Here is a 16287-nt window from a genome sequence, read left to right as displayed (position 1 = left end):
GATGAATCAAAATAAACCTAATGAACATAGTCATAATCACGGAATTTTAGGTGAAAAAACAGAACTGTATTTTGCCATTTTAAGCGGTGTGTTCTTTTTTACAGGATTGTTTATTGAACATTTCAGTACTGTCCAAGAGTGGTCATTGGGATGTTTTATAGCCGCTTATTTTTTTGGAGGCTATTTCACAACTCTAGAAGCGATTAATAAGATTAAGAAAGGTGAGTTTGAAATCGATTTTTTAATGTTGGCAGCTGCTATTGGAGCAGCATATATCGGAAGTTGGGGAGAAGGAGCGCTGTTATTATTCTTATTTAGTTTAGGTCATGCTTTAGAGCATTATGCGATGAATAAGGCAAAAAAATCTATTGAGGCCCTCGGAAATTTATCACCTAAAATAGCATTGTTAAAAAAGGAGAACGAATTGGTAGAAATACCTATTGAATCGCTTCAAATTGGAGATGTCATTGTAATAAAACCTAACACTAAAGTATCTGCAGATGGTGTCGTTATAAAAGGGAAGAGTAGTATTAATCAGGCATCAGTAACAGGTGAGAGTATTCCTGTAGATAAATATGCTATTTCTTCCTTACAAACTCACACTGAGTTTAATGATATCGAAAGTAAGCACAAAGTATTTACTGGCACCATTAATGGAGATAATGTTATTGAAGTCAAAGTGCTCAAACTTAGTGAAGATAGTACGATTGCTCGTTTAGTGAAAATGGTAAGTGATGCCGAAACTCAAAAATCACCAACACAACTACTAACCAAAAAGTTTGAAAAGTGGTTTGTTCCAATAGTTATTTTACTAGTGGTTGTGCTGTGTTTTGCGTACTTAGTTATTGACGAAACATTTAATCAAAGTTTGTATAGAGCCATATGTGTCTTAGTTGCGGCTAGTCCTTGTGCTTTGGCAATTTCTACACCAAGTGCTGTCTTAAGTGGTATTGCTAGAGCGGCCAAAAGTGGAGTGTTGATTAAAGGTGGTCGTGCATTGGAAGATATGGGAACCTTAACCACTATCGCTTTTGATAAAACAGGAACCTTAACAGAAGGTAAACCTAAATTAACCAATGTTATTCCATTGAGTGGGTTCGATAAAACCAATTTCTTGAGTTTGGTATTAGATGTCGAAAGTTTGAGTAATCATCCGTTGGCTAGAGCTATATCAAAAGATATTAGGGAACAGTATCAAATTGAAACGAATAACCAAGCCTCTGATATGTCTGAGATTCAAGGAAAAGGTATTAAGGCCCAATATCAAGGAGATGAGGTGTTCATTGGTAATCCGCGATTGATGACCGATAATGGTATTGATGTGTCTACTGAAATAGAACAACAAATGCGTGATTTACTTCAAGATGGTGAGACCGTTATGCTCGTGGCCTATCATAAAGAACTCATAGGCTTAATTAGCGTTATGGACATGCCCAGGCCATTTGCTAAAGACACCTTGCAACGCCTAAAAGCAATAGGCATTAAAAACATGATTATGCTTACAGGAGATCACCAAAATGTAGGTAATTCTATTGCACGTCAAATTGGTTTGACTGAAGCTAAAGGAAATTTACTACCTGAAGATAAAGTAAAAGCAATTCAAAAGCTAAAACAAAGAGATTCTAAAATTGCAATGGTTGGAGATGGTGTAAATGATGCACCAGCAATGGCAAACAGTACTGTTGGTATAGCTATGGGAGCAGCGGGAAGCGATGTGGCTCTAGAAACAGCAGATGTTGCCTTGATGTCTGATAAAATTGAAAGCTTACCGTTTGTTATTGGCTTGAGTCGTAAATCTAGATCCATTATAAAACAGAACCTTTGGATTAGTTTGGGCGTTGTTGCCTTTCTAGTACCAATAACCATGATGGGTTGGGCAAATATTGGAAGCGCAGTTGCCATTCATGAAGGTTCTACCTTATTGGTAGTGATTAATGCCTTGCGATTGCTGAGGTATAAAATATGAAAACTCCCAAACCATTGGCTTGGGAGTTTTTTATAGTTTATAGATATCATGTTTGATGATATCAGAATCTTAATTTAAAATCCTAGAAGAAACTACTTTTGTATGATCCATTTTTAGGCTCGTACGATCCGGTAATAATTCCAATTAAATCGACAATTGCCCAAATACCAAGACCTCCTAAAGTAAGGATAAATAGAATGTTCCATCCAACAGGACTTCCTAAGTACCATCTGTGTCCAGCAAGACCTCCTAAGAAAAACCAAAGCAATAAGGCTACCCCTTGACTTTTTTGAGCAGCTTTTGCAGCTGGTGAATAAAATGTACCGTTGTCTTCAGTGTCTACAGTAGTCACAACTTCTGCGCTTGTAGTTTTAGCTTTTACCACAGGAAATGAAGCATAGCTTAAGTTTACTGTTAGCATTAAAGCTAAGAGGGAAAGAATAATTTTAAATTTCATAAGATTTAATTTATAAGTTTATATTTACAAGTATAATAATTAAAATGCTATTAATGAGAAATTTCCTATGTTTTTTGTGTTCAGTGATGTACTTTTTTTCTTACGGACAAGATACTTCAGAGTTTATGGGCGCCATTAAATTAAACGATACATCGTTTATAAGTTACAGTGTACATTTTACTGAAAAAGAAGGTGTTATAGATGGTTATTCTCTTACAGATCTTGGTGGGCCGCATGAAACAAAGTCAATGATTAGTGGATTTTTTAATGATAAAGAGAATAGAATTAGCTTTAGAGAACAAGGTATTGTTTACACAAAATCGGAAGTGAGTAGTGATGATTTTTGCTTCGTTAATTTTAGAGGATCATTAAAAAAACTTAACGGAAAAGGAGAAATTAAAGGCAATTTTAAAGGCTTGTATAGTGATGGTCAAGAATGTATTAGTGGAGAAATTTTGATGGCTGATATGAAAAAAATTCAAAAGAAAGCTAAGAAGTTAGATAAGAAGATCGACAGAAATATTTTCGTAAAAAAAGAAGTTAAAGAAAAAATCAATGTTGTTAAACTTGTCGATTCATTAAAGACCACCTTCATTTCAAAAGATGAAACACTCAACTTTTTTAGCAAAGACAAAAAGATTACCATTGTGTTGTATGATGCTGGACAAGAGGACGGAGACAAAATCAATTTAAAAATTGATTCTAAGGTTGTGCTCAGAAATTATGTCGTTACTAAACATAAAAAGAAGATTGAAATAGTTCTTGATAAACCTGAAACAGTTTTAGAACTTGAGGCATTAAATATTGGAAAGGTGTCACCAAATACTGTGTTTTTGGAGATTGAAGATTCTTCCAATAACTATAAAGCACTTACTAATTTAAAAATTAGAGAAAAAGCGAGTATTGTATTATTAAAACGATAAAAAAAAGCGCCTTGATTATAAGGCGCTTTTTTTATATATAAAAAGACAATTATTTCATTTTCATAAGCCAATGTTTGACATCGACTTCCTTTTTAATAAGATCTTTTAAGTCTTCAATGTTTACACGTTGTTGTTCCATCGTATCGCGATGACGAATGGTGACCGTATTGTCTTCTAAAGTATCATGATCTACAGTAATACAAAACGGGGTTCCAGCAGCATCTTGTCTCCTATAACGTCTTCCTACAGCATCTTTTTCATCATACACTACATTGAAATCCCATTTTAGATCATCCATAATCTGTCGCGCAATTTCTGGTAAACCATCTTTTTTCACAAGTGGAAGTATAGCTGCTTTAGTTGGTGCCAATACTGCAGGTAATTTCAACACAGTTCTCACACTTCCATCTTCTAAAGTTTCGTCTTCAAGCGAATTAGAGAATACAGCTAAGAACATACGATCTAAACCAATAGATGTTTCTAAAACATAAGGTGTATAGCTCGCATTATCTTCATGATCAAAATACTGTAGTTTCTTACCAGAAAACTCTTCATGCTGCTTTAGATCAAAATCGGTACGTGAGTGAATCCCTTCCAATTCTTTAAATCCGAATGGAAATCTAAATTCAATGTCAGTGGCCGCATCAGCATAATGCGCTAATTTCTCATGGTCATGGAAACGATAATTATCATCTCCCATTCCCAATGATAAATGCCATTTGATTCGGTTGTCTTTCCAATGCTCAAACCATTCCTTTTGTGTACCTGGTTTGATAAAAAATTGCATTTCCATCTGTTCGAACTCGCGCATTCTAAAAATAAATTGTCTTGCTACAATTTCATTTCTAAAGGCTTTTCCTGTTTGGGCAATTCCAAACGGAATTTTCATACGCCCCGTTTTTTGAACGTTTAGAAAGTTTACAAAAATACCTTGCGCTGTTTCAGGGCGTAAGTATAAATCCATAGCACTTTCAGCTGACGCCCCAAGCTTAGTTCCAAACATCAAGTTAAATTGCTTGACGTCTGTCCAATTTCGTGAGCCTGTCATCGGGTCTGCAATGTCTAGCTCTTCAATTAAAGCTTTCACATCTGCTAAATCTTCATTTTCTAGAGATTGCCCTAAACGCTTCAAAATGGTATCAATCTTTTCTTGATAGCCAAGAACACGTCCGTTGGTACTTAAAAATTCATCTTTGTTAAAGGCGTCACCAAAACGTTTTGCAGCTTTCTTGACTTCTTTTTCAATCTTATTTTCAATTTTTGCGCAATAGTCTTCTACTAAAACATCTGCACGATACCGTTTTTTGGAGTCTTTATTGTCAATTAGAGGATCGTTAAATGCATCAACGTGACCAGAGGCTTTCCATGTGGTAGGATGCATAAAAATTGCAGCATCTATACCAACGATATTTTCATTCATTTGTACCATAGCTTTCCACCAGTAGTCACGAATGTTTTTCTTTAGTTCTGCTCCATTTTGAGCATAATCATATACTGCACTTAATCCATCATAGATTTCACTACTTTGAAATACGTAACCATACTCTTTTGCGTGAGAGATTACTTTTTTAAATTGATCTTCATTTGCCATGGTGCAAAAATAAAAAACCGCTCCAATTAACGGAACGGTTTTTAAGAAATTATATAGTGTTGGTTATTTTAATTTTACTTCTGTACTTCCAAGCTTTCGGTCTTCGTGAAATATGGAGACATAATACACGCCACTTACTAGAGGCTGTTCATCAATATCTGCATCAACATCAATACAAACTTCGATAACTTTGTTATCATAGTTGACCACTTTTCTTGCGCTATAAATTAAAGACGAATTACCAAAGTGAATAGCACCTTTATCTGCTACAACATTATTTCTCGGATTTAATATTTGAATGTACAGTTCTTTTTCTCCCGCTTCTGTTAATGAGTTTTCGGCAAGTGTAAAACACACTTCGATACTTTGAACACGTTTTGCTTTATTACTTGAGCGTTTAGCACCAAAGAATTTCTCAAAACCTTTGGCACGAAATGAATTAGCTGTAAGTTTAGCTCCAATTTCAATACTCTTTTCAAGGTCTTCATTTTCTTTTAAAAGTGTAGAGTTTTCACGTTTTTGTTTTCTTAATTCGTTGTATGCTAGGAGTTTTTGCTTTTCTAGATTTTTATTGACCTCGTCTAAAGAATCGACTGTTTTGAATAATATTTTGTTTCTAGCCTTTAAGTTGGATAATTGACGCTTAAATTTAGACAATACCGAAAGGTCACTACGAAGCATTCTAAGTGAGTCCAAAGTTATTCGGGTACGTTTTTTAGCATCTTCCAACTGGGAAGAAATCAGATCATTTGAAATTGAAACATCATCATAGCGCGTGATCATTTGGGAGAGCTCACTTTCAACTAGCTTCTTTTCCTGTTCTAAAAATTGCTGATGCGATACAATGGATTGGTAACTTGTAAAACTATAAACTGTTAAAACTGCAACCGCAACTATTAAAGAACCAATAATTAATCTGTAGTTAAATGATTGAGGGTTAACTATCATTATTAATATCGTTATTTTATCTTGCGAAACTAATTAATATGTAACCGATAACTGATTTTAATCGTTGAAATGATAAAAAACTTGTTAAACTTATTTTTTCCGCAAATTTGTAGCGCTTGTAGTAATCATTTGTCAGACAATGAACTACAAATATGTACGACTTGCCGACATCAATTACCACTAACAAATTTTCACGATGATCCTAATAATGCTGTTCATAAAATACTTTATGGAAGAGTAAAACTACAACAAGCAACCGCTTTACTACACTTTTCAAAGAAAGGAATCGTTCAGCAAATGCTACATAACTTAAAGTATAGAGGCCAAGAACAAATTGGTGAGTTTCTAGGAGAATGGCTAGGTGAACTATTGAAACCAATGAGCTCTTATCAAGATATTGATGTTGTGATCCCTGTGCCATTACACAGGGCAAAACTAAAATCAAGAGGTTATAATCAAGTTGATAAATTTGCAAAGGCAATTGCTAAGTCATTACATGCAGAATATAACACTACTATGTTAGTGAAAACAACAAATACAAAAACGCAAGTGTTTAAAGATCGTTTAAAACGACAGTCTAGTGCACATAGTAATTTTGAAATTCAAAACGGAATGACATTAAAAAATAAACATATTCTTTTAGTTGATGATATCATTACTACTGGAGCAACTATAGAAGATTGTGCTAATCAATTATTGAAAATTGAGGGTGTTACCTTAAGTTTAGCCACGATGGCTATTACAGATTAAAACGAAGTTAATTGTTTTGAGGATAAAGAGGTTTATCGTTAATTTGCTGAAATTTGAAGTGAGAATGCATAAAACTGTTTTACAAGGTTTAGTCCTAGTTGCCATAATAATCACCTTGGCGAGTTGCGCTAATAGAGGAAATCCTTCTGGTGGACCAAAAGATGTGGAAGCACCTGTAATTATAAAATCTACTCCTGAGAATTTTACGACAAATTTTAAAGGAAAAGAGATTAGAATCTATTTTGATGAGTATGTTAAGATTAAAAACCTTCAAAAGCAGCTTATCATTTCACCTCCAATGGATATAGAACCTACTGTGACACCTCTTGGTACTGCTAGTAAATCGATTAAAATCATCATCAATGACACCTTAGATGATAATACGACTTATGCTTTTAATTTCGGACAAAGTATTGTCGATAATAATGAAGAAAATCCTTACGATTATTATAAGTATGTATTTTCTACTGGTGATTACATCGATTCACTTTCGGTGAAAGGAAAAATTTTAGATGCCGAAAACAGAAAACCTGATACTTATATTTCTGTGATGTTGTACGAGCAAGATTCGACCTATACAGACTCTACTGTTTACAAACAAAAACCAAAATATATCACCAATACTTTAGACAGTATAACAAATTTCAGTATCGACAATATAAAACCGGGAAACTATAAACTAGTGGCTCTTAAAGATGAAAATGGAAACTTTACATTTCAGCAAGACAAGGACAAAATAGGATTTTACGAAGGCTTTATTACTGCACCAACAGAAGAAGAATATACCATCAAATTGTTTAAGGAAGAATTAAATTTTGAGGCCAAACGACCTAAGCAAGTTGCAGGTCAAAAAATTGCGTTTGGTTATGAAGGCGACTATAGAACGATGGATATTGAAATGCTTGGTAATCAACCAGCAGATTATAAAACTCGAATAACTAAAGACGAAAAAACAGATACTTTGTATTATTGGTACAAGCCAAAAATTGAGTTGGATTCGGCATTATTTGTTGTAAAGAATAAGACATATATCGATACGTTAACGCATAGGTTTCGCGATATTGCCAAAGACTCATTAACCGTTAAGGCAACAATAGCTGGAACCATAAATTTTAATGATGATTTTAGTATTTCGGCTAATATTCCATTTGAAACTATTAATGAAAATCAGATCACTATTCTAGATAAGGATTCCCTTAATATTCCTTTTAAAACCTCATATAGTAACTATGACAATGTTTATAGTTTTCAGTTTGATAAAGAAGAGTCTAACACCTATAAAATTAGAATGCTTCCCAATGCTTTGGAAGATTTCTTCGGAAATGTAAACGATACGCTTAATTATACGGTTAAAACCAAAACGTTTTCTGATTATTCTAATATTAGGATCACACTAAGAAATGCTGAGTATCCTATGATTGTTCAGCTCATGACTGAAAGAGGAGAAGTTAAGTATGAACAGTTTGCTGCTCAAGAACAATTGTTTGATTTTAGAAATCTCAATCCAGGGAAATATTACATTAGAGTGATTTTTGATGCCAACGGAAATAAAAAATGGGATTCTGGTAACTTCTTAAAGCAACTACAACCAGAACGGGTTGCTCACTATCCAGATCTCGTAGATGCTAGAGCCAATTGGGATCCAGTTATCGAAATTATTTTAGAGTAAAGGTATCTCTATCGTTTAAAAAACCAAGCTTCGTCCTGTATTTGGAAATATGCATTTTGTCAAGCGTAACGATTGCTATAGCTTCTTTGCCAATTGGAATATTGTCTATTCGTTCACCAAGCACATCATAAGCAGCTGAGTGACCAGAATACTCATAACTATTACTATCTAGACCCACACGATTAACGCCAATACAATAACTCATATTTTCTATAGCACGAGCTTTAAGTAATGTATCCCATGCTGAAATTCGAACTTTTGGCCAATTGGCAACATAGAGTATGACATCGTAATCATCTGTATTTCTTGCAAAGACAGGGAAACGTAAATCATAACAAACCAACGGACAAATTTTCCATCCTTTATAGTCTACAACTAACCTGTCTTTACCCGATTCATAAACTTTGTCTTCACCTGCAAGTGTGAATGTATGCCGTTTATCATAGCTATTAATTTTACCATTAGGTTCGACAAATAGCAACCGGTTATAAAATTTTTCATTTTCTTTTATAATACAACTACCAACAATTGCCGAATGCTTTTCTTTGGCAATATTTGTCATCCATTTAACTGTAACTCCATCTATAGATTCAGCGACATCTTTTGGATTCATGGTAAATCCTGTGGTAAACATCTCTGGTAATACGATTAAATCTAAAGGCTCAGAAATTGTTTCGATTTTGTCTCTAAGGTTGATTCGGTTTTGAACTGGGTTCTCCCAAACTAAAGACGATTGGATTAAAGCAACGTTTAACTGATTTTGCATGACTTAAAATTACAAATTTTAAGCATAAAAAAAATCTATTTTGAAAGGTAAATCACCAAACAAAATAGATTTATAGTCAACAATATATGTGATGGTTATAATTTCTTTTTGGCTTTATCAATATCTTCCCTTAATCCTTCAAGCTTTTTTAACCATTTAACTTCATCTTGAGGAGATAGTTTGCCTTTGCGTTTTAGCTTATCATATTTTTTTTGAGCAGCACTTAGTTTTTTATTGGCTTTTTCAAATTTATCTTGAGCTCTTTGTTTTTTCTTCAATGCCTTTTCAGCACGTTTTTGCTCTTTTTCTGCCTTTTTTTGTGCTTTTTCGGCTTTTTTCTTGTCTTTTTCGAGCTTTTTTGCCTCTTTTTGCTTTTTCTTCTCTTGTTTTTCTGCAGCTTCTTTTAGCTTCATTTTTTCTGAAACCGTAGCAGCCTGCTTAAAAATATTAGCCCTTTCTTCAGCACTTAATGTTTCAGTAATTTCTTTGCCGTTTAAGTATATTTTTTCTTTTTTAACCTCATAGGTTTTACCATCTTTAATAACTTCTTGTGCATTCATAGTAAATGCAAAGCATAAAAAGAGAAGGGTAATTATATATTTCATAATCTGTAGTTTAGTGTCTTCTAATAATTAGAAACAAAAATATTCAAAAAGTCACTTTAAGTTAAATTGTATTTAGGATTTTCGCTGCAGCTTCTAGAGTTTCATCGGTTTTTGCAAAACAAAAACGAAGTACCTTATCATCACGTCTATCGTCATTAAATACTGAAAGCGGAATAGAAGCAATACCTTTTTCAATAGTAAGACGTTTGGCAAAATCAATATCGCTTTCCGAAGTAATTTCAGAATAATCCAACACTTGAAAATAAGTGCCTTTTGATGGTGTGAATTTAAATCTAGAGTCCTTAATAAGATTGAGAAACGTATCGCGTTTTTCTTGATAAAAATGAGATAAATCTAAATAATGCTGAGGTTCTTTCAAGTAATCGGCCAATGCTTTTTGAGTGGGATGATGAACCGAAAACACATTAAATTGATGAACGGTTCTAAAAGCATCCATTAAGTCTTTTGGTGCACAGCAGGAGCCTACTTTCCATCCAGTATTATGAAATGTTTTTCCGAAAGAAGCCGTAATAAAACTTCGTTTTTTTAATTCTGAAAATAAACACACACTTTGGTGTTGCACTTTATCAAAAATTATATGCTCATAGACTTCATCACTTAGAACAATAATATTAGTACCATTAGTAAGTTCTTGAAGTTTAAGCATATCTGCTTTACTCATAACAGTACCACTTGGATTGTGTGGTGTATTTATAATGATGAGCTTTGTTTTCTTGTTAATACGTTGTGCTACCTTATCCCAATCTATTTGATAATTTGGAGTTTCAAGAGCTATAGCAATTGTTTTTCCTCCATTGAGGTCTATTGTTGGTTCATAACAATCATAGGCAGGCTTAAAGATAATGACTTCGTCTTCTGGTTTTATAAAGGTTGAAATAATAGTGAAAATAGCCTGAGTAGCGCCTGCTGTTATGGTGATTTCATTTTCTGGATGATAGTGCGTGTTGTATAGTAATTCTATTTTTTTTGATATGGCTTGGCGTAATTCAAAATTCCCAGGCATTGGTGCATATTGATTATAACCAGAGTTCATAGCCTTTGAAACACTATCAATAAGCTTTTGATCACTTTTAAAATTAGGAAACCCTTGAGATAAATTAATTGCATTGTGCTTATTAGCTAATGCGCTCATCACTGAAAAGATCGAGGTTTCTACGTTGGTAAGTTTTGGATCTAATTGCATCTTGTAAATATACTAATGATAATAATTAAAAGAAAAGAGAGTTGTATAACCAGTAACCATTATCTCTAACTATCAAACCATTACTAGTATTACTAATTATTCTAATAGTCTCTTGTAACTCCAAAGAAGAGAAAGTTGTTGTAAACTCAACGAATCAAACACCCGAGATTTCATTTACGGTTGAAGATAAAATACCATCATTAGATTCGATAAAACTTCAAATTAATTTCAAACCAAAAGGGAATTACAGTAGTATAGTAAACAGACTTAAAACGGATAGAGCTTATTTTAAGAATGTATACCAAACCAATAGAGAAAAAGCTATAGATTCTGCCACGACCTATTTATATATTAAGCTTTTAAATGAGATTGTACCACATTGGTATGGGACCGAATGGGATTTCAATGGCCATACAAATACACCTAATGATGGTGAGATTGCTTGTGGCTATTTTGTGTCGACAACTCTAAAACATTTAGGATTTAATTTAAATCGTTATAAAATGGCACAACAGGCTGGACTTATTGAAGCTCAGCTACTGCAACCCAAATCTGAACTCAAGATCTTTTCGAACGTGTCTTTTGAAACCTTAAAACATAAGATCAACGCCGTGTATAGTGACGGGATTTATTTCGTTGGACTTGATAATCACGTGGGTTATGTAGTATCAAAAGACAAAGAACTTTACTTTCTGCATTCGAGTTATGTCGATGATAAAGTAATGATAGAAGATGCCGAAACGTCACCTTGTTTTTCTTCTAATATCTATGTGTTTGCTGAAATATCAACGAACAAAAAACTTATTGAAAGCTGGATTTTAAATGAGCGTTTGAATGTACCAACTAATTAAGTTTACTTTCAGTAACTTTTTTATCTTTACGTGTATTCAAAATTTAAAATCAGTTACCATGAGATTTCTAAAAATTATCTTCTTTTTTATTGCGTTTCAAATGACTGCCCAACAAGGCGGTATGTGGATTCCTTCATTGTTAGATGGCATGAACGAAGACGAAATGCAAAGTTTAGGTAGTAAATTAACAGCACAAGATATTTACGATGTCAATAACTCGAGTCTTAAAGATGCTATTGGCCATTTTAATGGCGGTTGTACAAGTGAAGTCATCTCTCCTAAAGGATTATTATTAACCAATCATCATTGTGGCTTTAGTCAAATACAATCACACTCATCTTTGGAAAACGATTATTTAAAAGATGGTTTTTGGGCAATGTCTTTAGAGGAAGAAATTCCTAATGACGGACTTTACGTCGAATTCATTGTACGAATTGAAGACGTTACAGAGGCTATGTTAGCTGGAGTGACTGAAGATATGAGTCCGAGAGAAAAACAATCAAAAATTGATATTAATAGAAATGGAGTTGTAAAAGCCACTCAAAAAGAGGATTGGCAAGGTCTTAAAATTAGACCGTTTTATAAAGGCAATCAATATTATTTATTTGTGACCGAACGCTTTGAAGATATTCGTTTAGTAGGCGCGCCTCCAAGCAGTATTGGAAAATTTGGCAGTGATACAGACAACTGGGTTTGGCCAAGACATACAGGAGATTTTTCGATGTTTAGAATCTATGCCGATAAAAACAATCGGCCTGCAAAATACAGTAAAGATAATGTGCCTTATAAGCCAAAACATTTCTTACCAGTATCATTAGATGGTATCGAAGAAGGCGACTTTACTATGGTTTTCGGATTTCCAGGTCGTACCAACGAGTATCTTCCAGCTGTAGCCGTAGAGCAAATTACACAAAAGGTAAATCCATCCAATATCGCGATTAGAGAGGCCGCTTTAAAAGTTATTGATGCCAACATGAAAGCTGATGACCAAATTAGAATTCAGTATGCGTCAAAACAAGCACGAATTGCTAATGCCTGGAAAAAGTGGATTGGAGAAAATCTAGGTATTGAAAAAAGTGGTGCTGTTGCAATAAAACGCAAGTTTGAACGCGAGTTTACAAAAGCTTTAAAAGCTAAGGGAATGGAAGCAAAATATGGTACTATATTACCAGAGTTCGATCGTTTGTATAAAGAATTTGAGCCGGTAAATGTAAAACGCAACAATTTTCTTGAAGTATTTTTCCGCACCAACGAACTTATGCAAATGACCTTTAGAGCCTACCAAATGGAACAAGCTCTTGCTAAAAATCCCGAAAATTCGAAAGCTATTGCAAGCTTTAAAAGTCGTATGGAGCGTATTCATAAAAACTATAATGCTAAAGTGGATAAAGGGGTTTATGAGTTAGTGATGCCACTATACTCCAAGACTATAGATGCTTCAATTTATAATAAAACTGCATTTACCAATATGGATCGCACCCTAGATTTACTAAAAGGAACGTCAGCAGAGGTGCTTGAAAAACTAAATAACGATGTGGCATACCAATATGCTAAACCATTGATTAAAGAGTTTTTCACAACGCTAGAACCAGAATTTCAGCGTATCAATACCCAGATTAACGCGCTTCAAACAACATACATAACAGCCTTAATGAAAGTAATGCCAGATGAACGTTACTTCCCAGATGCTAATAGTACACTTCGTGTGACCTACGGAAAAGTAAATGGCTATGCACCTCGTGATGCGGTGTATTACAATCCGGTGACCTATTTAGATGGTGTGATCGAAAAATATGTGCCAGGCGATTATGAATTTGATGTCCCACAAAAGTTGAGAGACTTATATGACGCTAAAGATTATGGGCAATATGCTGATAAAAATGGAAAGCTTCCTATTTGTTTCTTAGGAACTAACCATACCACAGGAGGAAACTCTGGAAGCCCAGCAATTGATGCCGAAGGAAACCTCGTAGGACTCAACTTTGATCGTGTTTGGGAAGGCACCATGAGTGATATTTATTACGATCCAGAAATTTGCCGAAATATTATGGTCGATTTGCGCTATGTCTTGTTTATTGTCGATAAATATGCAGGAGCCAAACGCTTAATTGATGAAATGAAATTGGTACACCCAAAAAAATAAAATAATACCTTTTATAGACAAAAACCTTTCTAGAGATAGATAGGTTTTTTTTATTTCATACGATATTGGTCACGCATACGTTAAGCATATATGAAACAACTATTACTTCTTATAACCTGTTTACTGTCATTAACAGTTAGTTCCCAATCCAAATCCAAAACCATTCATGTGTTTGTCGCTTTATGTGATAATGTTAACCAAGGTATTGTACCTGTTCCTGCCAAATTGGGTAACGGCCAAGACATTAAAGGGAATTTATACTGGTCGGCATTGTATGGCGTGAAAACACATTTTAAAAATAGTAAGGATTGGACACTTATCTCTTCAAAAAAAGATATTGGTAATCATATTTTAGAACGTGTATTGTTTAAGCATAAAACGACAAATACTTATTTGTTGGCAGATGCTTATGATGGAAAATATATTAAGCAAACCACTATCGATTTTCTGGAAGCTTCGGCAGGAAGAAACCCTATTGCTATTAAGCACAAGGAACAAACATTACAATTTGGAGGTGATTCGCAGCTAGTATCGTATATAGGTCATGACGGATTGATGGAGTTTAATGTGCAAGGCAATTTTAAACCTATTAATGACAAGAAGCGCGATGCGATTATTTTAGCCTGTATTAGTAAAGATTATTTTAAACCTTATCTGAAACAAACCAAAGCCAATCCGTTGGTTTGGACAACTGGTTTAATGGCACCAGAAGCCTATACCTTAAAATGGGCTATTGACGGTTGGATTCTCAACGAAACCGATGCTCAAATTAGTGAACGTGCAGCAAAAGCATATCATCATTACCAAAAATGCGGATTGAAAGGTGCAAAGCGTTTGTTGGTGAGTGGGTATTAAAAAACCCTCACATGTCTGCAAGGGTTTGTATACTATGAGATGCTGAAATCGAAGATTCATGACTACTTTAATTCAAAGTAAGAATCCACGAATAAACAAGTTCAGCATGACGTGTTTTTAGTATCTGTAATGCTCAGGTTTAAATGGACCTTGAGGTGTTACACCAATATATTCTGCTTGATCTGGACGAAGTTCAGTCAACTCAACACCAATTTTCTCTAAGTGTAATTTCGCTACTTTTTCATCTAAATGCTTTGGTAACATATAAACCTCATTTCCGTAGGCATCAGCATTATTCCAAAGCTCAATTTGTGCCAATGTTTGGTTGGTGAATGAATTACTCATTACAAAACTTGGGTGACCTGTAGCACATCCTAAGTTCACTAATCGACCTTCAGCTAAAATGATAATATCTTTACCATCTACTGTGTATTTATCAACTTGCGGTTTGATCGTATTCTTTGTATGACCATGATTGTCATTTAACCATGCCATATCAATCTCATTATCAAAATGACCAATATTACAAACGATGGCCTTGTCTTTTAAAGCTTCAAAGTGACGTGCTTGAACGATATCTTTATTTCCTGTCGTTGTAATCACAATATCAGAGTTTCCAACAACAGTTTCTAATTTTTTAACTTCAAAACCGTCCATTGCAGCTTGTAATGCACATATAGGATCAATTTCAGTAACCGTTACAATACTTCCTGCACCTTTAAAAGAAGCAGCTGTTCCTTTACCAACATCACCATAACCACAAACAGTAACACGCTTTCCAGCAAGCATTACATCTGTTGCACGACGAATCGCATCTACAGCACTTTCTTTACAACCATACTTGTTGTCAAATTTTGACTTCGTAACCGAATCGTTTACATTAATCGCTGGCATTGGTAAAGTTCCGTTCTTTACACGTTCGTATAAACGATGAACTCCTGTTGTTGTTTCTTCAGATAAACCATTGATACCTGCAGCTAATTCTGGATATTTATCTAATACCATGTTCGTTAAATCTCCACCATCATCTAAAATCATATTTAACGGTTGACGATCTTCACCAAAGAATAAGGTTTGCTCAATACACCAATCAAATTCTTCCTCTGTCATATCTTTCCATGCGTACACTGGAGTTCCAGCATCTGCAATTGCAGCAGCAGCTTGATCTTGTGTTGAGAAAATATTACAAGAACTCCAAGTCACTTCTGCTCCTAAAGCTTGCAGCGTTTCAATTAAAACGGCTGTTTGAATGGTCATGTGTAAACATCCAGCAATACGAGCACCTTTTAAAGGTTGTGAATTTTTGTATTCTTCACGAAGACTCATAAGTCCTGGCATTTCAGCTTCAGCCAATTCAATTTCTTTTCTTCCCCATGCCGCAAGAGACATATCTTTTACTTTGTAAGGTACGTAAGTCGTTGTTTTATCCATTTGTTTATTTTTATGCTTTCTTATTTTTTAATTATGCTTTGCCTTTTAGAGTTTGAAATTGGTTAAATTCGCTTGACCAAAATATCAATTTCGCCAAAGGCGCTGCAAAGATAACCATTAAGTTTCAG

At 34.4% G+C, this 16287-nt stretch carries 14 protein-coding genes; 7 read left to right on the top strand and 7 right to left on the bottom strand.

From position 1 onward, the window contains the following. Nucleotide 1 precedes the first annotated feature (1 nt). Nucleotides 2-1966, top strand: a complete 1965-nt coding sequence (locus KWG70_RS01905; protein ID WP_230934300.1) for a heavy metal translocating P-type ATPase — start codon at nucleotides 2-4, stop codon at nucleotides 1964-1966. Between the two features lie 82 nt (nucleotides 1967-2048). Here the strand turns inward: KWG70_RS01905 and KWG70_RS01900 are convergent, their stop codons facing one another. Beyond that, nucleotides 2049-2423: a TM2 domain-containing protein gene (locus KWG70_RS01900; protein WP_230934299.1), complete on the bottom strand. Its 375-nt coding sequence runs from the start codon at nucleotides 2421-2423 to the stop codon at nucleotides 2049-2051. A 53-nt stretch (nucleotides 2424-2476) separates the two neighbouring features. Here KWG70_RS01900 and KWG70_RS01895 point away from each other — a divergent pair, with 53 nt between their 5' ends. After that, complete coding sequence (locus tag KWG70_RS01895; RefSeq protein ID WP_230934298.1) at nucleotides 2477-3346, top strand: hypothetical protein; 870 nt, start codon at nucleotides 2477-2479, stop codon at nucleotides 3344-3346. Nucleotides 3347-3395: 49 nt separating this feature from the next. Here KWG70_RS01895 and KWG70_RS01890 read toward each other — a convergent pair whose 3' ends face one another. Both KWG70_RS01890 and KWG70_RS01885 read right to left on the bottom strand, forming a co-directional pair. Beyond that, nucleotides 3396-4937, bottom strand: a complete 1542-nt coding sequence (locus tag KWG70_RS01890; RefSeq protein ID WP_230934297.1) for a glycine--tRNA ligase — start codon at nucleotides 4935-4937, stop codon at nucleotides 3396-3398. A 63-nt stretch (nucleotides 4938-5000) separates the two neighbouring features. Beyond that, a complete protein-coding gene (locus KWG70_RS01885) occupies nucleotides 5001-5885 on the bottom strand; it encodes a hypothetical protein (RefSeq protein ID WP_230934296.1) in 885 nt (294 codons plus the stop codon). Nucleotides 5886-5954: 69 nt separating this feature from the next. Between KWG70_RS01885 and KWG70_RS01880 the strand changes: the two genes are divergently transcribed. Beyond that, complete coding sequence (locus KWG70_RS01880) at nucleotides 5955-6635, top strand: ComF family protein (RefSeq protein ID WP_230934295.1); 681 nt, start codon at nucleotides 5955-5957, stop codon at nucleotides 6633-6635. 64 nt (nucleotides 6636-6699) lie between these two features. Beyond that, a complete protein-coding gene (locus tag KWG70_RS01875) occupies nucleotides 6700-8304 on the top strand; it encodes an Ig-like domain-containing protein (RefSeq protein ID WP_230934294.1) in 1605 nt (534 codons plus the stop codon). Here the strand turns inward: KWG70_RS01875 and KWG70_RS01870 are convergent. From KWG70_RS01870 to KWG70_RS01860, 3 genes are all read right to left on the bottom strand, one after another. Further along, a complete protein-coding gene (locus KWG70_RS01870) occupies nucleotides 8291-9070 on the bottom strand; it encodes an amidohydrolase (protein WP_230934293.1) in 780 nt (259 codons plus the stop codon). The genes KWG70_RS01875 and KWG70_RS01870 overlap by 14 nt on opposite strands. A gap of 95 nt (nucleotides 9071-9165) precedes the next feature. Continuing rightward, entirely contained in the window at nucleotides 9166-9675 is a 510-nt protein-coding gene (locus KWG70_RS01865) for a hypothetical protein (RefSeq protein ID WP_230934292.1), read from the bottom strand. A 61-nt stretch (nucleotides 9676-9736) separates the two neighbouring features. Further along, nucleotides 9737-10879 carry a methionine aminotransferase gene (locus KWG70_RS01860; RefSeq protein ID WP_230934291.1) on the bottom strand — a complete coding sequence of 381 codons (1143 nt, stop codon included), beginning with the start codon at nucleotides 10877-10879 and terminating at the stop codon, nucleotides 9737-9739. A 503-nt stretch (nucleotides 10880-11382) separates the two neighbouring features. On the opposite strand from KWG70_RS01860, the gene KWG70_RS01855 reads away from it, so the two are divergent. From KWG70_RS01855 to KWG70_RS01845, 3 genes are all read left to right on the top strand, one after another. Further along, nucleotides 11383-11730, top strand: a complete 348-nt coding sequence (locus KWG70_RS01855; RefSeq protein ID WP_230934290.1) for a hypothetical protein — start codon at nucleotides 11383-11385, stop codon at nucleotides 11728-11730. Between the two features lie 58 nt (nucleotides 11731-11788). Next, entirely contained in the window at nucleotides 11789-13873 is a 2085-nt protein-coding gene (locus KWG70_RS01850; RefSeq protein ID WP_230934289.1) for a S46 family peptidase, read from the top strand. 90 nt (nucleotides 13874-13963) lie between these two features. Further along, a complete protein-coding gene (locus tag KWG70_RS01845; protein ID WP_230934288.1) occupies nucleotides 13964-14728 on the top strand; it encodes a hypothetical protein in 765 nt (254 codons plus the stop codon). A gap of 117 nt (nucleotides 14729-14845) precedes the next feature. Here KWG70_RS01845 and ahcY read toward each other — a convergent pair whose 3' ends face one another. Continuing rightward, nucleotides 14846-16159: an adenosylhomocysteinase gene (ahcY, locus tag KWG70_RS01840; RefSeq protein ID WP_230934287.1), complete on the bottom strand. Its 1314-nt coding sequence runs from the start codon at nucleotides 16157-16159 to the stop codon at nucleotides 14846-14848. Between the last annotated feature and the right edge of the window lie 128 nt (nucleotides 16160-16287).

It is taken from the genome of Psychroserpens luteolus (genome assembly GCF_021032705.1).
GTDB classification, from domain to species: Bacteria; Bacteroidota; Bacteroidia; order Flavobacteriales; family Flavobacteriaceae; genus Psychroserpens; species Psychroserpens luteolus.
The sequence above is the reverse complement of the archived record's forward strand: the minus strand, read 5'-3'. Positions and strand labels throughout refer to the sequence as shown.